This is a genomic window from Aquabacter sediminis, from assembly GCF_028863665.1.
In the GTDB taxonomy this organism is placed as follows: domain Bacteria; phylum Pseudomonadota; class Alphaproteobacteria; order Rhizobiales; family Xanthobacteraceae; genus L1I39.
Map to the genome: position 1 here is coordinate 234,537 of NZ_JARBFX010000001.1, position 18,525 is coordinate 253,061.

The window sequence follows — 18,525 nt, forward strand, 5'->3', positions numbered from 1 at the left end:
TGAGAGCATGTGCCAGGTATCCGCGCCAATGCCCAACCTTCAGCCGCGCCGCGTCCGCCGCCAGGCAGCTGGCGTCACGCCGGCAAACCGGCGGAACACGCGGGTGAAATGGGCTTGGTCGGCAAAGCCGGCCGCAACCGCAATCTCCGGCAAGGTAAGGTCGGTATCCGCCATCATGGCCTCCACCCGCCGCATCCGCGCCCGCATGTGCCATTGATAGGGCGGCACCCCCGTCGCCGCCTTGAAGGCATGGCTGAAATAGGACTGGGACAGATCGGTCAAGGCCGCCAATTCCTGGAGCCTTATGTTGCGCAGGCAGTTTTCCTCGATATAGCCGGTGACCCGCCGGACCTGCCGGGCCGAGAGGGCCGAGCGGCGCACCGGCTCCTCAGTGCGGGCAAGCTTCATCAGGTCGATGAACAGCGCCAGCACCAGCCCGTCGCCATAAAGGTCATGATGAGCCTCAGGCGCGAGGCATTCCTCGGCGATGAGGCGCGCGATCGCATAAAGCCGCTCATCCATGAAGGCGAGCCGTGGGGTCGCCAGACGCTCGGCATCGAGCCGTGTGCCAAGGCGCTCGGAGAGTGTGTCGACATCGAAGTGCAGGTCCAGATGGCGCAGCTTTCCATCGGCCTCGATCCGCGACCAGAGCGGCATCTCCGCCGGCACATAGCTCATATGGAGCGGCGTCCGCGCGCCCTCCACGGCGCCCGACCGCGTCGAGAGCTGGACACCGGCATGTCCCTGCCCGCCCTCCAGCACGACAAACAGGCGGGCATCCTGCGAAACGTAATAGCCACCTCCGCCCCGTGCGCAGTCCACATGCCAGACATCCGCCACCACACCGTTCCACTGGCGCCAGCGCAGGTCATCCAGCACGCGGATGCCTTCGGTCGCCGATACCATGCGGGGGTGGAAGGTCATGGGCTGCGCAGTCTCTCCTTGCCCCTGAGCCGAAAGTGGCAAGCAGCAAGTTTTGAATCATTTTGAAGTGTAGCGAGAATGCGGATTCGCCGATGCACTTCTGCTATGCCGGGCATTATCGCGACAAAATTCGTCAAAGTGCAACAGGAAGGGACAATCCGAGCGTAGAGCGCGTTGCTAAGAGACGCATAAGCGTGAGTTTCCAAACGGAACACTCAGTTTTGAATTGTTCTTAACTGGCATATTCGGCATCGGGGTTCAGGAATGACTGGAATATCTGGCATGCGACTTCACACTTTGCTATTGGGCGGTGTGGCGGCTGGAACGGTCCTCTCCACAGCAGGCGCCCATGCCCAGCAGGCGAACGCAATCAATCTCGAGCAGATCAACGTGGAAACCGCCGCCGAGTCGCCCACCGGTCCCGTGGAGGGCTATGTGGCGCGCCAGACGCTGACCGGCACCAAGACCGACACGCCTATCATTGAGGTGCCGCAATCCATTTCCGTGGTGACGCGCGACCAGATGGATGCCCGCGCGGTGCAAAATGTGGGACAGGCGCTGGAATATACCCCCGGCGTGCTCGGCCAGCCTTTTGGCGTCGATCCGCGCTTCGACTCGCCGATCATCCGCGGCTTCTCGGCCGCCAACAGCCAGTATCTCAACGGCCTGAAGCTCACCCGCGACCAGGGCTCGGTTTCCATCGAACAATATGGCCTGGAGCGCATCGATGTGCTGCGCGGGCCGGCCTCGGTGCTCTACGGACAGGGCAATCCGGGCGGCCTCATCGACATGATCAGCAAGCGGCCAACCTTCACCACGTTCGGCGAAGTCCAGGGCGAGATCGGCACCTTCGAGCGCTATAGCGGCGCCTTTGATTTGGGTGGCATGTGGGGCCAGGATTTCGCCTACCGCTTCACCGGCCTCGCGCGCCAGTCGGGCACGCAGACCGATTATGTGGACGACAACCGCCTGTTCTTCGCGCCGGCCATCACCTGGAAGCCCACCGACGACACTTCCTTCACGGTGCTCGCCAATGTCCAGTACGACCAGTCGGGAACGCCTGTCGGCCTGCCTGTGCAGTACACCGTCACGCCGATCAAGAACCTGCTGTCGACCAGCCTGTTTCTGGGCGATCCCTCCTATGACAGCTCGAACCGGACCATGGCCAGCATCGGCTACGAGTTCCAGCACAAGCTCAACAGCAACTGGCAGGTGCGCCAGAACGCCCGGTACCTCTGGCTCAATTGGGATTACAACAGCCTCTATTATAGCGGCCTTGATACCTCCAATCCGGCTGTCGCCCAGCGCGGCTCCTCGCTCAACGAGGAGAACCAGAACACCATCACCATCGACACCCAGGTCCAGGGCCATTTCCAGACCGGCCCGCTCGGCCACAAGGTTCTGTTCGGCCTCGATTACCGGCGCTATCACGAGAACGACTTCACCGAGTTCGGCCTCGCGCCCTCCATCAACCTGCTCTATCCCGTCTACAACCAATATGTCTCGGCCACGCCTTGGTACCTGTCCCAGGTCAATGGCACCGTCAGCCAGACCGGGCTCTATGCGCAGGACCAGGTCAGCCTCGGCAATTGGCGCCTGACCGCCGGAATTCGGCACGATTGGGCGACCACCGTCTCCACGACCACCACCAATTACGGCTTCACCGATCAGGACCAGGACGATTCCGCCACCACCGGGCGCATCGGCCTGACCTATCTGTTCGACAATGGCATCGCGCCTTATGTCAGCTACTCGACCTCGTTCGAGCCGGTCATCGGCAACATGCCGGCCAACCTTGGCGGCGGTGCGTTCCAGCCTTCCACCGGCGAGCAGGTTGAACTTGGCGTGAAGTACCAGCCCTTGGGTTGGAACGGCTTCATCACGGCCGCCATCTACGATCTCAAGCAGAAGAACGTGCTGTCGTCCGAACTGATCGACGGCGTCAGCTACGAGACGCAGCTGGGCGAAGTGGAGGTCAAAGGCCTTGAACTCTCCGCCACCGCCACGCTGGCTGAAGGCCTCAACCTGATCGCAAGCTATACGTACATGAATGCCGAGATCACTCAGGGCGAATATGCCGGGAACCGGCCCGCCAATGTGCCGGAGAACATGGCTAACCTCTGGCTGGACTACACGTTCAGGACCGGCGCTTGGACCGGCTTCGGCTTTGGCGGCGGCGTGCGTTATGTGGGCTCGCGCTTCGCACTGGACGACAATTCCATCGCGCTGGACGCCAACACCTTGTTCGATGCCGCGATCCACTACCAAAAGGGGCCGTTCAAGGCCCAGATCAACATCAACAACATCGCCAACGAGACCTATGTGGCGAGCTGCGGGTTCTTCGGCTGCTATTATGGCGACGGCCGGACCGTGGTGGCGCAGATCACCTACAAATGGTAGCCGCACCACCCCATAGCCCCCTCTGGGAGGCCGCCGGACTCGCCTTCCGGGCCGGCGGACGGGACATTCTCCACCCGCTGGACCTCAGCCTGGCGGCGGGGCAAGTGCATGGGCTGCTCGGCCCCAACGGCTCGGGTAAGAGCACGCTGATGAAACTGCTGGCCCGCCAGCAGGTGGCCAGCGCAGGCGAGGTGCGCTTCGAGGGGCGCCCGCTGTCCGCCTGGAGCGGGCGGGCTTTTGCCCGCAAGGTGGCCTACATGCCGCAATTCACTCCGGCGGCGGAAGGCATGTCCGTGCGTGAGCTGGTCGCGCTCGGCCGCTATCCCTGGCACGGCGCGCTGGGCCGGTTCGGGGCCGGAGATGCTGCGGCGGTGGAGGCGGCGCTGCGGCGCACCGATCTTCTCCCTTTCTCGGATCGCCTGGTGGACAGCCTCTCCGGCGGGGAGCGGCAGCGGGCGTGGCTCGCCCTCATGCTGGCGCAGGGCACGCGCTGCCTGCTGCTGGACGAGCCGACCTCCGCGCTCGACATCGCCCACCAGATCGAGGTGCTCGCCATCGTCCGCGATCTCGCGCGGTCGGGGACCGACATGTCGGTTGTGGTGGTCCTGCACGATATCAACCTTGCGGTGCGGACCTGCGACACGCTGGTGGCCTTGAAGGGCGGACGGCTGATCGCCAAGGGCTCCCCCCGGGACATCATGGAGCCCGAGACGCTGCGGGACATTTATGGCCTGCCGATTGGCGTCATGCCCCATCCCGTCACCGGCGAACCGCTGGGATACGTGCTGTGAGCGCACTGACCCGCCGCGCGCTGCTCGCTGGCGTCCTTGCGGCGGCGGCCCGGCCTGCCCGCGCCGCCGCGCCGCGCTTCGCCGCCCTCGACTGGGCGCTGCTGGAGACCCTCCTGGCCATGGGCATCGTTCCGGTGGCGGCGGCGGAACTGGTCCTGTTCCGCGCCGTGGCCGTGGAGCCACCGGTGCCGGACGTCGTGCGGGACATCGGTCTGCGGGGGCTGCCGAGCTTCGAGGCGCTGCGGCTCGCCGATCCCGATCTCATCTTCAGCTCCGCCTTCTATGCCCTGTCGGAGCCGCAGCTGCGCCTGATCGCGCCGGTGGAGACCATCACCATCTATGAGCGCGGCGGCGCGCCGCTGGCACGGGCGCGGCAGGCGGCGCTCCGCCTCGCCGAGGCGTGCGGACGGCCCGCGGCGGGGTCCGGCCTTGTGGCCCGCACGGAAGAGGGTCTGGACGCCTGCCGGCGCGCGGTGGCGCCCCATGCGGGGCGCCCCCTGCTCGTCATCAACCTGGGCGATGCCCGCCATTTCCGCGTCTTCGGCCGCGACAGCATCTTCGGCGAGGTGCTGCACCGCCTCGGCCTTGCCAATGCCTGGACGGGCAACACGTCCTACTCGGCCTCCGCGCCGGTGGGACTGGAGGCGCTGGTGGCCTATCCGGAAGCGGGTTTGGTCGTCCTCCCCCCGGTCCCGCCCGACGCGCGGCGCGTGCTGCCCCAAAGCGCGCTCTGGCGGGCTTTGCCGAGCGTCCGGGACCGGCAGGTGCGGGTGTTGGCGCCGGTCAATCCGTTTGGCGGCCTGCCAACAGCGGATCGCTTCGCCCGCCTGCTGGCGGCCAACCTTGCCGCGCCAGAGGGAGCGGGCCTTGGTTGACATGAGCCTTCCGGTCGCGCGCTCGCCGCGCCATGGTGCGCCCGTCTGGGCGGGCCTGTGCGCTCTGGCGCTGGGTCTCTTCCTCACCACCCTCTTTCACCGTCCCGACTTGCCGGGGGACGCCGAAACGGCGCGCCGTCTCGCGGATGTTCTGCTCTGGCACAGCCTGCTTCCCCGTGCCGCGACCGCGCTGCTGGCGGGTGCGGCGCTGGGCCTGTCGGGCGCGCTGCTCCAGCGGGTGCTCCGCAACCCCATCGCCGACCCCTCCACCCTCGGCATCGCTTCCGGTGCCCAGCTTGCCCTCACCTTGTCCCTCGGCTTCGCGCCCGGCCTGCTGGGTTGGTCGCGGGAAGGCGTCGCCTTTGCCGGTGGGATGGTCGCCGTCTCGCTGGTGCTCGCCATGAGCCTGATGCGGCGGCTCGATCCCGTCACCGTGGTCATTTCCGGCATGACGGTTTCGCTGATGGCGGCGGCCGCCGCCTCGGCCATCGTCCTGGCACGCGGCGAATATGTCCTTTCGGTCTTCATCTGGGGCGCGGGGTCGCTGCATCAGCAAAACTGGTCAGGCGCCATCTCCATCGGCACCAGCCTCCTGGCGGGGTGCGCCCTGGCCGCCCTATTGGCGCGGCCGCTCGCCGTGCTCAGCCTCGACGATGCGGGGGCGCGCAGCCTTGGCGTCGCGCTGCTCGCCGTGCGGGTTTCGGTGATCGCGGTCGCCGTGTGGCTTGCTGGAATCGTGATCTCCCAGGTGGGGATCATCGGCTTCGTGGGCCTCGCCGCCCCCGCCTTCGCGCGGATCTCGGGCGCGCGCACGCCGGCTCAGATGCTGCTACGCGCGCCGTCGATCGGGGCCCTGCTACTCTCCATCGCGGATGGGCTGGTGCAGGTACTGGGCGGCGCGTCGGGCGACGCCATCCCCACTGGCGCGGCGGTGGGGCTCATCGGTGGTCCAGTCCTGCTCTGGCTGCTGCCGCGCGTGACGGCCACCACGCCGCCCGCCCCGACATATGGCACGGGTCAGCGCCGCCTCGCCCGTCCCGGCCCCGCTTTGCTCCTCCTCGTTGCGGGCACAGCGGGGCTCGGGGGTCTATCCCTCGCTTTCGGCAGCGACGGGCACGGCTGGTTTCTCGCCACCGGCGCCCTGTTCGGTGACCTGTTCCCCTTCCGTGCGCCGCGCATCGTCGCCGCCACAATGGCGGGCGGTCTGCTGGGCGCCGCCGGCGCGCTCCTTCAGCGTCTGACCGGCAATCCCCTGGCCGGCCCGGAAGTGCTGGGCGTGAGCGCGGGCGGTGGCGCGGGCATGGCGCTCGCGCTGCTGCTTCTGGATGCCCCCGGCATCGGCCTGCTCATGGCGGCGAACGCGGCGGGAGCGCTTGCGGCACTCCTGTTCATCCTCGCCCTCGCGGCCTGGACCGGATTTGGACCGGAGCGGATGCTGCTCGCCGGGGTGGCGCTCGGCTGCATGTGCCTTGCCTTCCTTTCGGCCGTGTTCGCCAGCGGCGGCTGGAGCACATTCGTGCTCCTCGCCTGGCTTGCCGGCAGCACGGACCGGGTGGGCATGACCGAGGCGATCATCCTGACGCTCGGTGGCATGGCGCTGCTGGCGCCGCTGCCGCTGCTGGCCCGGTGGCTGGACATCCTGCCGCTGGGCGGACCGACCAGCCGCGCCTTGGGCGTGCCGCTCACCGCGAGCCGGCTCGTGCTGTCGCTGCTCGCGGCGTTGATGACCGCGCTTGCCAGCTTCTTCGTCGGCCCGCTCAGCCTTGCGGGCCTGCTGGCGCCGCATCTGGCGCGGCTTCTGGGTTTCGTGCGGCCGCTCCCGTTTCTGGGGGCCTCGGTGCTGCTCGGCGCGATCCTGCTCATCCTCGCCGACTGGCTGGGGCGCAACGTCGCCTTTCCCTACCAGATCCCGGTGGGCTTTTTTGCCGCCCTGATCGGCGGGCCGTATCTCATCTTCCTTCTCCAGCGCGGAGGCACACGCCATGGGTAAGTCCCTGATGGCCAGCGCGCAGGTGCCCCTGCCCGATCCGCTCGCCACCATCCGCGCCCTCCAGTTCCATTTTGCGGCCCACGCGACCGTGCGAACCATGGGTGAAGGGGCGGTGGTGGAGGCGCCCCAGTTCGGCCGACTCACGCTGCGCGCGCAGGGCTCGAATTTCGTCGCGGAGTGCGAGAGCCCGGACGCCGCCGCGCTCGCCTTTCTCAAGATGGTGACGGCAGAGGGCTTCGTCCGAACCGCTCCGCGCGGCTGTGCCACCCTGGCGTGGAGCGGCGACGGCGCCGATGGGAGGTTGCCCTTCTTCCGAGCCATGGAGGTTGTGGCGAGCCATTCCGTGACGCCGCGCATGCGTCGCGTGATCCTGCGGGGCGATGCGGCGCACTTCTCAGGGCCGGGCCTGCATGTGCGCGTCCTGATCCCGCCGCGCGGGCGCATTCCGGTCTGGCCGCACGCAGGGGCGGACGGTCGCATGGTCTTTCCGGAGGGCGCGGACGCGTTGGTGCCGCGCGTGTATACGGTGCGGGCTGTGGACGCGGCGGCGGGTACCATCGCCATCGACGCCGTGCTCCACGAGGGCGACTGCCCCGGCGCCACCTGGGCACGGGAGGCGGCACCGGGCGATGCGGTTGGCCTGCTCGGCCCCGGTGGCGCCCGGCCCGAACCGGGGGCCTGGAACCTGTTCGCCGGCGATGAGACCGCCTTGCCGGCCATCTCCCGCTTGCTGGAAACCCTGCCGGCGCAGAGCGTGGCGGTGGTGCGCCTTGAGGTTACGGACGCAAGCGAGCAGCAGCCGCTCGCCACGCCTGCCCGGCTCGACCTGCGCTATCTCACCCGTGACGGCCGCCCGGCGGGGCACGCGGGCCTGCTGCCGGTGGCCGTTCGTGGCCTTGCCTTTCCGGCGGACCTGACCACCGCCCGCGCCTTTGTCGGCTGCGAGCAGGCCGAGGCCCGGGAGATCCGCCGCTTCCTCACCAAGGAGGCCGGCTTCGACAAGGCGCACCGCATGGTCGCCGCCTATTGGCGCCTCGGCCATGTGGGCGTGGACATCGGGGACTGAGACAGCGTAGCAACAGACATGACCATCCTGAAGCAGTTCGCCGCCTATTACGCGCCGTACCGGGGCCTGTTCCTGCTGGATTTTTCCTGCGCCATCCTCTCAGGCCTGCTCGAGCTGGGCTTTCCCATGGCAGTCGCGCTCTTCGTCGACCACCTTCTGCCCGCGCAGGACTGGGGGCTTATCGTTGCCGCCGCCATCGGCCTGCTCGCCATCTACCTGCTCAATACCGGGTTGATGGCCATCGTTACCTATTGGGGGCACATGCTCGGCATCAACATCGAGACCGAGATGCGCCGGCGCGCCTTCGACCATGTGCAGAAGCTGTCCTTCTCGTTCTTTGACAACCACAAGACCGGTCACCTGGTCGCCAAACTGACGAAAAATCTCGAAGAGGTGGGCGAGGTCGCCCATCACGGGCCGGAGGATGTGTTCCTGGCGGTGATGACCTTCATCGGCGCCTTCGCTTTGATGCTGACGGTCAATGTGCACCTGGCTCTGGTCACCGGCGCCATCGTGCCAATCGTGGCGTGGGCCACCACCCATTATGGGCGGGAGATGACGGACAATTTCCGCACCCTGTTCGGCCGGGTCGGCGCCTTCAATGCGCGGATCGAGGAGAATGTGGGCGGCATCCGCGTGGTGCAGGCTTTCGCCAACGAGGACCATGAGCGCCAGTTGTTCGCCGCCGATAACGGCCTCTACCGCACCACCAAGCTCGCCGCCTACAAGCTCATGGCCGGCAATCTGGCGCTGAGCTATCTGGGCATGCGCCTCACCCAGGTGGTCGTGATGCTGGCGGGCACCTGGTTCGTTATCCGGGGTGATCTCAGCAATGGCGGCTTTGTCAGCTTCCTGCTGCTGGTGGGCGTATTCTTCCGCCCCCTGGAGAAGATCGCCGCCGTGGTGGAGATCTACCCCAAGGGCATAGCGGGCTTTCGCTCCTATCTGGATTTCCTCGCCACCCGCCCTGACGTGGCGGACCGGCCCGGCGCGCGCCCGCTGGGTCCGGTGCGGGGCGAAATCCGCTACGAGGATGTGAGCTTCGGCTACACGCCCGGAAAGAGCGTCCTGAACCATCTCAGCGTCCACATCCAAGCGGGAGAGACGGTTGCTTTCGTCGGCCCCTCGGGCGCGGGCAAGACCACGCTCTGCTCGCTGCTGCCGCGCTTTTACGAGCCCACCTCCGGGCGCATCACAATCGATGGCGCCGACGTGCGCGACGTGACCCTCGCCTCGCTCCGCCGCAGCATCGGCATCGTGCAGCAGGATGTGTTCCTGTTCGCCGGCACCATTCGCGAGAACATCGCCTACGGCCGGCTCGACGCCGACGAGGCGGACATTCGCGAGGCCGCCCGCAAGGCGCGGCTGGACGAGATGATCGCAAGCCTCCCCGCCGGGCTCGACACAATCATCGGCGAGCGGGGTGTGAAGCTGTCCGGCGGCCAGAAGCAGCGCCTCGCCATTGCCCGCATGTTCCTGAAGGATCCCCCCATCCTGATCCTCGACGAGGCCACCTCCGCTCTCGACAGCGAGACGGAGTTCGAGATCCAGAAGGCGCTGGCCGCGCTCTCCGAAGGGCGTACCACGCTGGTGATCGCCCACCGCCTCTCCACGGTGCGCAATGCCGACCGCATCATCGTCGTGACGCGAGAGGGCGTCGCCGAACAGGGCGCCCACCGCGAGTTGATAGCGGCGGGCGGCCTCTATTCCCGGCTTGTGCAGACGCAGTTCGCGGTCTGAACGCGGCCAGCAGGCACGAGCGAGCAGTCCGAGCGGATCCACGCGCAAGCGCCCAGCCATGGGTGGGGCAACGCCGAGTGGGTCGACAAGGCGCTGAACGTATCGCGGGCCTCTCCTGCGTGCCGCACGCGGACATGCAGGAGGACCACAGGCAGTGCAATGCTACGCCGCCTCTTCCCGCGCCTCCAGCCAGAGAGCGCGGTCCATTCCCCCTGGCACGAGGACCGGCGGTGCTTTGATCCTACCCAGACGGTTCGATGGGACGGCGCACCTCAGCTGACCGGATGCGCCGCCCTGGCCGGCGTTCAGGCGGCGGGGCGCGGCCCGATTGTCTCGCCGTGTGTCACGCGCTCGGGTGCGCCATGGACCATGGTGTAGGCATAATCGATGCCCATGCCATAGGCGCCGGAATGCTCCTTGGCGATGGCGACGACGGCGTCATAGGTGTCCTTCCGGGCCCAGTCGCGCTGCCATTCAAGCAGCACCTGCTGCCAGGTCACGGGCACGCAGCCCGCCTGCACCATCCGGTCCATCGCATATTTATGCGCATCCACAGAGGTGCCGCCGGAAGCGTCGGCGACCATGTAGATCTCATAGCCGCCTTCCAGCATCGCGCAGAGCGCGAAGGTGGTGTTGCAGACCTCCGTCCAGAGGCCGGCGACCACCACCTTCTTCCGACCATTGGCGGCGAGGGCGTCCCGCACGTTCTGGTCGTCCCAGGAGTTCATCGAGGTACGCTCGAGGATCTTGTTCTCCGGGAAGACGGCCAGGAGTTCGGGATAGGTGTGACCGGAAAAGCCCTTGGTTTCGACCGTCGTGATCGTGGTCGGGATGTTGAACACCTTCGCCGCCTTGGCGAGGCCGACCACGTTGTTCTTCAGCACCTGGCGATCGATCGACTGAACGCCGAAGGCCATTTGCGGCTGCTGGTCGATGAAGATGATCTGGCTGTTCTGGGGGGTCAGGACTTCAAGATGGGACATGCTGCTTTCCTCTTGGGTTTTAATGTGATCGCCGCCCGGCCTTTGGCGGTGGCGCCACCTGAGTCATGGGTGGCGCAGGCCCCGGCGGGTGAGATGCCGGTGGGTGAGATGCCCGGTCGGGCGAGAGCCCGCGCGGCAGACCTCGTGTCCGCCGATGCTCGGGACGGATTGCGGCGTCGGTGGGCGCAGCGCCTTGAGCCGATCGAACGGTCCTCTCACGGCACAGCCTCCTCTTCCCCGGCCCCCGCCGGCTTCGGTGGCTCGACATGAAGGAAATGACGCACCACCGGGCCTTCCGCGCCGATGTGAAAGCGCCGCACGCTGTCCTGAAGATCGGCATCGGCCTTGGAGACGCGGCGGTGCTGGCGCATATGCTCGGCCCAGGAGGACACCAGGAACCACTCGACCAATTTATCGGGGTCGGCGGCATCTTCGGTAACGCCCCAGGCATAAGCGCCGTCGCGCCGTCGCTCGGTCGAGAGCGCATGGATCGCCCGCAGGAATGCCCCGCGATCGGGCTGCGGCACGCGATACTCGATCAGGATCAGCACGGGGCCGCGGTCGTGCTCGATCTCGCTCGCCGTCAGGGGCTCGGGCCAATGGTTGGACGGTGCGAGGTCGGCCTCGCCCGCCGGCAGCTTGACGCGATGCATGACAAAGCCGGCAAGGAGCAAGGCGCCGGCGCTGATCAGCAGCGTGCCCCGCAGCCCCGCGGCCTCTGCGATGGCGCCCCAGCCGAGGCTGCCCGCCGTCATCGCGCCGTTGAAGACGGTGAGATAGACCGCCAAGGCCCGTCCGCGCACCCAATTGGGAAGAATGGCCTGGGCGACGCCATTGAGCGTGGTCAAGGCGACGATCCAGGCCGCGCCGAGGAACAGCAGGAAGAGGACCGCGACGGTTTGTGGCGGCGCCAAGGTCAAGGCCGCCATCACGGCCGCGGTCACCACCGCCGAGAGCAGCAGCAGCCCATCGGCATCAAGCCGGGCACGCAGTCGGGGCAGCAGCACCGCCCCGCCGATGGCGCCGGCGCCCACCGCGCCGAGGAGGATACCGTAGAAGCCCGCGCCGCCGCCCAAAAGGTTGCGCGCCACCAGCGGCAGCAGTGCCCAGACGGCGCTGGCACAGGCGAAGAAGATGGCAGCGCGCAACAGCACCACGTGCAACTCGCGGCTCGCCCGCGCATAGCGCAGTCCCGCGCGGAAGGCCCCGGCAAAGCGCTCGCTCAAGGCATCGTCCGCGCCCGCGGCGCGGCGCCACCAGAGCAGCGCCCCGATCACGACCACATAGCTCAGAACGTCGGCGCCGTAAGTGAGCCCGGCGCCCAAGCCGGCCAGGATGAGGCCACCCAGGGCCGGTCCAATGGCGCGCGCGATGTTGATGCCGAGCGAGTTGAGCGCGACCGCGTTCTTCAGGTCGGGCTTCTCGACCAGTTCAGGCACGATCGCCTGCCAGGTGGGTCCCATCAGGGCCCCGCCGATCCCCCCGAGAAAGGTCAACGCCACGAGCGCGCTCACGTTGAGCATCCCGGAAAGCGAAAGCGCCATCAAGCCGAGGCTGACGCAGCCGAGCAGGAGCTGGATCGCGATGAGGAACCGGCGCCGGTCGAGGATGTCGGCGAGCACGCCGGCGGGGATCGCCAGCAGGAAGACCGGCAGCGTCGCCGCCGCCTGCACCAGCGCCACGGCCGCCGGTGCCCCTGACAGGTCCGTCACCAGCCAGGCGCTGGCCACATCGCGCATGAAGGAGCCGATATTGCCGATGATGGTCGCCGCCCAGAGGACGGCGAAAACCTTCTGCCGGAGCGGGGCGAACCCCGATGCCGGAGCCGGCGGGATGCTGGTGCTCATCGCGAGGCCCTTTCCCTGCGGGCGCGATCATCCAGCGCCACGAGCAGGAAGCCGCCCGTCAGCCCGAGATGCTCGAAGAAGGCGTTGGCCGCCATGGTCCGGCCCTGTCCCGCCGGCATTTCCCAGAAGCGCAATGCGACGAAGGTCGCGGCGAGCGTGAAGGCCGCAAGCGCCAGCGCGGCGAGGCCCCGCCAGCGGCCGATCAGGATCAGCGCGCACATGGCAAGTTCGAAGACGATGACGCCGATGGCGAAAAGCGGCGCCGGCCTCAGGCCGAAATGCTCCATCTCGGCAAGGGCGCCGGGAAAATCGAGGAGCTTTGTGATCGGCCCCTGAATGTAGGCCGCGCAGAGCAGCAGCACCGCGCACCAGCGCAGCATGCCGATGCGCGAGACGGCATGAGCGGTCCCCGACATCTCAGACCGCCCAGCAGGCGCAGCCCAGCGCACCCCAGAAGCTCTTCAGATCCGAGATCGGCAGCTTGCGTGACCAGGCGCCGGCATGATCGTGACCATGGACATTGCAGGCGCTGGCGCACCCACATTGGGCCATCGCCATGCGGCGCAGGGAGTTCTTGCCGGCCCCGTCCGGCTCGCCCCAGGCGGCATAGCCCTTGAAGGTGCGGACCGGCGACCAGTCCGGCATGGCCGGCGGGGGGGCGCTCTCGTCAAGGCCGGCGAAGCCACCGGCGCCATAGACGATTTTCCCGCCCACGATCGTCATCTCTGCGGTGATGTGCGAGATCTCGTCCTCGGCGCAGGCGAAGAAGTCGCGGTCGGGCACGATCAGATCGGCGAGCTGGCCGGCGACGATGCGGCCCTTCTTGCCCTCCTCGTTGGAGAACCAGGTGACGTTCTCGGTCCACATCCTGAGCGCCGTCTCACGGTCGAGGCAGTTGCGCTGCGGCGTGATCCGCAGCCCTCCGACGGTCCGGCCCGTGATCAGCCAGGCGAGCGAGACCCAGGGATTGTAGGAGGCGACGCGTGTCGCATCCGTACCGGCCGAGGTCTTGATGCCCTTTTCGAGCATCCGCGCCACCGGCGGCGTCGCCTCGGCTGCACCAAGGCCGTAGCGTTCGACGAAGTACTCGCCTTGATAGGCCATGCGGTGCTGGACGGCGACGCCGCCGCCGAGGGCCGCGATGCGGTCGATGGACCGTTCCGAAATCGTCTCGGCATGGTCGAAGAACCAGTTCAGCCCCTTGAGCGGGATGTCCTGGTCGACCTTTTCGAACACGTCGAGCGCCCGCGAGATCGTCTCGTCATAGGTCGCGTGCAGGCGCCAGGGCCAGCGGTTCTCGGCCAGGATGCGCACGACGCCTTCCAGGTCGCCTTCCATCTCGGGGGGCATGTCGGGGCGCGGCTCGCGGAAATCCTCGAAATCGGCCGCCGAGAACACCAGCATCTCGCCGGCCCCGTTGTGGCGGAAGTAGTCGTCGCCCTGCTTGTACTTCGAGGTCTTCGTCCAGTTGAGGAAGTCGTCCTTCTCCTGCTTCGGTTTCTGCGTGAACAGGTTGTAGGCGAGGCGGATGGTCAGCAGATTTTCGTCGGCGAGCTTTTGGATGACGGCATAATCATCAGGATAGTTCTGGAAGCCGCCGCCGGCATCGATTGCACCGGTTACGCCGAGTCGATTGAGCTCGCGCATGAAATGCCGGGTCGAATTCAACTGGTAGTCGAAGGGCAGCTTCGGCCCCTTGGCCAAAGTGGCGTAGAGGATGCCAGCGTTCGGCCGCGCCAGCAGGAGGCCGGTCGGATTGCCATTGGCGTCGCGGGTGATCTCGCCGCCGGGCGGGTTTGGCGTATCCTTCGTATAGCCCACCGCCCGCAAGGCGGCACCGTTCAGGAGCGCCCGGTCGTAGAGATGCAGGATGAAGACCGGCGTGTCGGGCGCGACCGCGTTCAGCTCCTCGATCGTCGGCAGCCGCTTCTCGGCGAATTGGTGCTCCGTGAAGCCGCCGACGACGCGCACCCATTGCGGCGGCGGCGTCACCGCGACCTGGCGCTTCAGCATCGACATGGCGTCGGCGAGGGAGCGTACCCCGTCCCAACGCAGCTCCATGTTGAAGTTCAGACCGCCGCGAATGATGTGCAGATGGTTGTCGATGAGCCCGGGCAGCACGCGCTTGCCCTTCAGGTCGACGATTTTCGTGTCGGGGCCGGCATGTGCCATCACCTCGGCTTCGCGGCCGACGGCGAGAAAGCGCCCCGCGCGGATCGCAACAGCGCTGGCCGTGGGATTGGTGCGGTCGAGCGTGGTGATCAGCCCGCTGTGAAGGATCAGGTCGGCGGACATCGCGTTTCCTCCGGATGCCGAGAATTGGTTTGGTGACAAGGTCGGGGGTGGAAGCCGGGCGCGGCGAGCCCGCCCGGCCCGCTGCGTCGGGCCGGTATCAGCCTTTGTCGCCCTCGTCCGTGGCGGACCCCTGGTGCGTCCCGGCCGGAAGATGCCCGAAGACATGGGGCTTCACCTGGCGCTGCCAGGACTGCGAGGCCGGGGCCTTGGCCCATAGGCCCTTCACCAGCGGCGGCAATTGCTCGCCGACGAGAATGCCGAACAGTCCCACCAGAGCGATCACCGGCGGGGCCGGCGACCGGACATTGATGAGGCTATAGATCACGCCGACCAGCAGGCCGGCGCCGAGCGACATCAGGTAGATCTTCATGATACCACCGGATTGAGGGCCGAATTTGCACCGCCGGCGATGCTTGCGACCGCGTCCTTGATCACACCGGCCACGGCATCCGGCTGGGAAAGCAGAGCCATGTGGCTGGCAGAGAGCTCCGTCGTGCGGGCCGACATCCGCGCCGCCAAGGCGCGCTGGAGCGCTACATCGACCGCGCGATCATCGCGAGAAACCACATACCAGTTCGGACGGCTTTTCCATGCCGCGCTGGTGATCTTGTCGCCGAAGGTGGTCGCGCCCAAAGGCGGCGCTATTGCCGCCAGAACCCGTGCCTCATCGGCCGGCAGGTCCTGCGCCACGTTTTCGATCCAGCTTTCGACGCTCATGCGCAGGCGGCCCGTGCCATCGTCCGAGATGCCCGACAGCCCCGGAGGCGCCGGATATGCACCGACCTGATCCCCGGTCGACTGGCCGACATCGGGAGCGAAAGCTGCCACATAGACGAGGGCTGCAACTTTCGGGTCGTTTCCCGCCTCGGTGATGACCGTACCGCCCCAGCTATGGCCGACGAGAACCACCGGGCCGGCAACTCCGGCAAGCGTGGCGCGCGTGGCAGCGACATCGTCGGCAAGCGAACTGGTCGGATTCTGCACGGCGACGACGTCGATCCCATCCGCGATGAGACGCGCGATGACGCTCCGCCAGCTCGAGCCATCGGCCCACGCTCCATGGACGAACACGACGGTGACGGGGTGCGTGGATTGGGTCGTCATGGCCAAAGCCCCTCTTCCAACGATTCCGAGAGGAAGGCCGGTCCCGGATGAAGCGGGGCCGGCCCCTGCGTTTCGTTCAGCCCTGGATGAAGGCGAGAAGATCGGCGTTCAGGACGTCGGCATTCACGGTCAGCATGCCGTGGCTGAAGCCGGGATAGGTCTTGAGCGTGCCGTTGCGCAGCAGCTTGACCGAGGCGCGTGCCGACGCATCGATCGGCACGATCTGGTCATCCTCGCCGTGGAGCACGAGGGTGGGAACGCCGATGGACTTCAGGTCTTCCGTCTGGTCCGTCTCGGAGAAGGCCTTGATGCCCTCGTAATGGGCGACGGCGCTGCCCATCATGCCCTGCCGCCACCAGTTCTGCACGACGCCCGGAAAGGTCTTGGCGCCCTCGCGATTGAAGCCGTAGAAGGGCCCGGCCGGCACGTCGAGAAAGAACTGCGCGCGGTTGTCCGCCGTGGCCTTGCGGAAGCTGTCGAACACCTCCAGCGGCAAGCCGCCCGGATTGGCTTCGGTCTTCAGCATCAGGGGCGGCACGGCGCTGACGAGCACGGCCTTGGCGACCCGGCCGGCAGGCTCGCCATGCTTGGCCACATAGCGGGCGACCTCGCCGCCTCCGGTCGAATGGCCGATATGGACTGCATTGCGCAGGTCGAGCGCCTCGACCACGGCGAAGGCGTCGGCCGCGTAATGATCCATGTCGTGGCCCTGCCAGACATGGGCGGAGCGGCCATGGCCCCGGCGGTCATGCGCGACAACGCGATAGCCCTTGCCGAGGAAAAACAAGATCTGCGCGTCCCAGTCATCGGAGGACAATGGCCATCCGTGATGAAACATGATGGGCTGCGCGTCCTTCGCGCCGAAATCCTTGTAGAAAATCTCGACGCCGTCCACAGTCTTGACGAATGGCATGATGAGCCCTTCCATTCTGAAGCTTTTGGGATGCGAATTGAGTCGCCGGGAGGGATATCCGGGCGCTAGAATGGCTATTGACAGCACGCAAGCATGCTGAAACTCCGGCTATCGAAGTTCCTATTAGCTTCCAGAGCCCGTATGTGCTTGAAACAACGTGTCTCAGACATCTTAGCGAGCCCGCCATGCAGAAGCCATTAGTTACCTCGCAGATACCGGGCCCGGACGAGGGCGAGACCGAGGCTGTGCACCCCGGTGGCCCGGCCGCCTGCGCCGCTGACGGGTTCCTGAAATTTTTCGCGCAGGAATGGACGAGCCATATCGTCCTCGCGCTCGCGCGGCATGGCGCGTTGCGCTTTGGCGCCCTGCGCCGGCATCTGCCACCAGGTCTTTCGGCCCGGGTTCTGTCGGCGCGGCTTAAGGCGTTGGAAGCCGGAGGCTATGTGGAGCGCCGCGACCTCAGCGGGCGCGTGCTGCATGTGGAATACTCCCTGACGGCCTCGGGTCTGGCGGTCGACGCCGCTCTCACCAGAAGCGAGAGCCTGATGTCGGCCGGCCGCCCCCCAATTGGCCAAAAGGAGAAGTCCGGGTCTTGAACGATCGTCCCGGCCTTTTGCCTTATCGTACAGCCCCAGTTTGCCCCGGCCTCAGGCCCCGCGACGCCAGGCGCCGGGCGAAATCCCCGTCCGGGCAGAAAAAGCCCGGCTGAAATGGCTTTGATCGGCGAAGCCGCATCGCGCCCCGATTTCAGCCAGGGGCAGGTCGCTGCCTTCCAGGAGCTTCTTGGCGGTCTCGACGCGCAGCGAAGTCAGCCACTGCATGGGGGTGGTTCCGGTCGTCGCGCGGAAGCCGCGCATGAAGGCACTCCGGGACATGCCGCATGCCGCCGCGACGTCACCGACCAGGATATCCCCGTCGAGATGGCTGGCGAGCAGCTCCTTGGCGCGCGCCTCCTGCCTGTGTGACAGAAGCGGCTTATGGCGTGGCGGTGGAACGGTGCCGAAGCGGCCGACCAGATGGGCCTGCATGGCGAGCACCATCTGGTCCACGAACAGGGTCGAGACGAGGCTGGCCTCCGACAGGCTCGGCAGGAGCGCCGCCGCCAGATGGGGCAGCACCGGATCGGTCTCCGCCTGCAGGCGCGGCAGGGCAGAAAGCGTTCGCGCCTCCGGCCACTCGTCCACGGGATTGTCGTAGGGAATTTCGACGAGCAGAAAGTCGAAGGCTGTCTGCAGGTCCGCTTTGTAGGGCTCGCTGAAGTGGCGCAGATAGATCTGGCCCGGTTGGAAGGTGAAGAGTTTCTCGCGGCCATCCACAATGATCGCGCGCCGGTGATGCCCAGACAGGGAAACACCGATCAACGCCCCTTGCGCGCTCTCGGCCGTGGCGACCCGGCCAAGTGGCTGCTGGCACGTCTTGCGCATCACCACCGCTTGGCCGGCCTGAAGCCGTTCGTTGCGGGCAAGAACGGTCATGTCGCAGCCGAGGCTGTCGAGCGAGGCTTGGTGGCGCGGCACATCGCTTTGGGCGGACATGAACCTGATTTGCGCCGCAGCCCGGTCTGCTTGTCAATTGAATTTCACGGCACCGGCGTGAA

Annotated in this window: 16 protein-coding genes; 7 read left to right on the plus strand and 9 right to left on the minus strand. The window is 67.0% G+C overall.

All coding sequences use genetic code 11. The features are described 5' to 3' along the window. Positions 1–39: 39 nt before the first annotated feature. Positions 40–924, minus strand: a complete 885-nt coding sequence (locus PV781_RS01075; RefSeq protein ID WP_274773795.1) for a helix-turn-helix transcriptional regulator — start codon at positions 922–924, stop codon at positions 40–42. Positions 925–1,206: 282 nt separating this feature from the next. Between PV781_RS01075 and PV781_RS01080 the strand changes: the two genes are divergently transcribed. From PV781_RS01080 to PV781_RS01105, 6 genes are read left to right on the plus strand one after another with little or no spacing between them, the layout of a single operon-like run. Continuing rightward, complete coding sequence (locus PV781_RS01080) at positions 1,207–3,324, plus strand: TonB-dependent siderophore receptor (RefSeq protein WP_274773796.1); 2,118 nt, start codon at positions 1,207–1,209, stop codon at positions 3,322–3,324. Beyond that, a complete protein-coding gene (locus PV781_RS01085) occupies positions 3,318–4,115 on the plus strand; it encodes an ATP-binding cassette domain-containing protein (protein WP_274773797.1) in 798 nt (265 codons plus the stop codon). Before PV781_RS01080 ends, PV781_RS01085 begins: the two co-directional genes overlap by 7 nt. Continuing rightward, positions 4,112–4,990, plus strand: coding sequence for an ABC transporter substrate-binding protein (locus PV781_RS01090; protein WP_274773798.1), 879 nt, complete (start codon positions 4,112–4,114; stop codon positions 4,988–4,990). Before PV781_RS01085 ends, PV781_RS01090 begins: the two co-directional genes overlap by 4 nt. A 1-nt stretch (position 4,991) precedes the next feature. Further along, the gene (gene fhuB, locus PV781_RS01095; RefSeq protein WP_274773799.1) at positions 4,992–6,980 is read left to right on the plus strand and encodes a Fe(3+)-hydroxamate ABC transporter permease FhuB; all 1,989 of its coding nucleotides are present in this window, start codon (positions 4,992–4,994) and stop codon (positions 6,978–6,980) included. Beyond that, entirely contained in the window at positions 6,973–8,046 is a 1,074-nt protein-coding gene (locus PV781_RS01100; RefSeq protein WP_274773800.1) for a siderophore-interacting protein, read from the plus strand. Before fhuB ends, PV781_RS01100 begins: the two co-directional genes overlap by 8 nt. A gap of 24 nt (positions 8,047–8,070) precedes the next feature. Then, the gene (locus PV781_RS01105; protein WP_274774146.1) at positions 8,071–9,786 is read left to right on the plus strand and encodes an ABC transporter ATP-binding protein; all 1,716 of its coding nucleotides are present in this window, start codon (positions 8,071–8,073) and stop codon (positions 9,784–9,786) included. 305 nt (positions 9,787–10,091) lie between these two features. On the opposite strand, the gene PV781_RS01110 is transcribed toward PV781_RS01105, so the two are convergent. From PV781_RS01110 to PV781_RS01140, 7 genes are all read right to left on the minus strand, one after another. Beyond that, entirely contained in the window at positions 10,092–10,769 is a 678-nt protein-coding gene (locus PV781_RS01110; RefSeq protein WP_274773801.1) for a hydrolase, read from the minus strand. A 215-nt stretch (positions 10,770–10,984) separates the two neighbouring features. After that, entirely contained in the window at positions 10,985–12,616 is a 1,632-nt protein-coding gene (locus PV781_RS01115) for an MFS transporter (protein WP_274773802.1), read from the minus strand. Next, the gene (locus tag PV781_RS01120; RefSeq protein WP_274773803.1) at positions 12,613–13,032 is read right to left on the minus strand and encodes a DoxX family protein; all 420 of its coding nucleotides are present in this window, start codon (positions 13,030–13,032) and stop codon (positions 12,613–12,615) included. Before PV781_RS01120 ends, PV781_RS01115 begins: the two co-directional genes overlap by 4 nt. 1 nt (position 13,033) lies before the next feature. Beyond that, positions 13,034–14,911 (minus strand): amidohydrolase, encoded by a 1,878-nt coding sequence (locus PV781_RS01125; protein ID WP_274773804.1) that lies wholly within the window; start codon positions 14,909–14,911, stop codon positions 13,034–13,036. A 97-nt stretch (positions 14,912–15,008) separates the two neighbouring features. After that, positions 15,009–15,281: a XapX domain-containing protein gene (locus PV781_RS01130; RefSeq protein WP_274773805.1), complete on the minus strand. Its 273-nt coding sequence runs from the start codon at positions 15,279–15,281 to the stop codon at positions 15,009–15,011. Next, positions 15,278–16,015 (minus strand): alpha/beta fold hydrolase, encoded by a 738-nt coding sequence (locus PV781_RS01135; protein ID WP_274773806.1) that lies wholly within the window; start codon positions 16,013–16,015, stop codon positions 15,278–15,280. The genes PV781_RS01130 and PV781_RS01135 overlap by 4 nt, the downstream gene beginning before the upstream one ends. A 76-nt stretch (positions 16,016–16,091) precedes the next feature. Next, positions 16,092–16,928 (minus strand): alpha/beta fold hydrolase, encoded by an 837-nt coding sequence (locus PV781_RS01140; protein WP_274773807.1) that lies wholly within the window; start codon positions 16,926–16,928, stop codon positions 16,092–16,094. Positions 16,929–17,113: 185 nt separating this feature from the next. Here PV781_RS01140 and PV781_RS01145 point away from each other — a divergent pair, with 185 nt between their 5' ends. Beyond that, positions 17,114–17,524 carry a winged helix-turn-helix transcriptional regulator gene (locus PV781_RS01145; protein ID WP_274773808.1) on the plus strand — a complete coding sequence of 137 codons (411 nt, stop codon included), beginning with the start codon at positions 17,114–17,116 and terminating at the stop codon, positions 17,522–17,524. 51 nt (positions 17,525–17,575) lie between these two features. Here PV781_RS01145 and PV781_RS01150 read toward each other — a convergent pair whose 3' ends face one another. Beyond that, positions 17,576–18,463 carry an AraC family transcriptional regulator gene (locus tag PV781_RS01150; RefSeq protein WP_274773809.1) on the minus strand — a complete coding sequence of 296 codons (888 nt, stop codon included), beginning with the start codon at positions 18,461–18,463 and terminating at the stop codon, positions 17,576–17,578. Positions 18,464–18,525 lie beyond the last annotated feature (62 nt).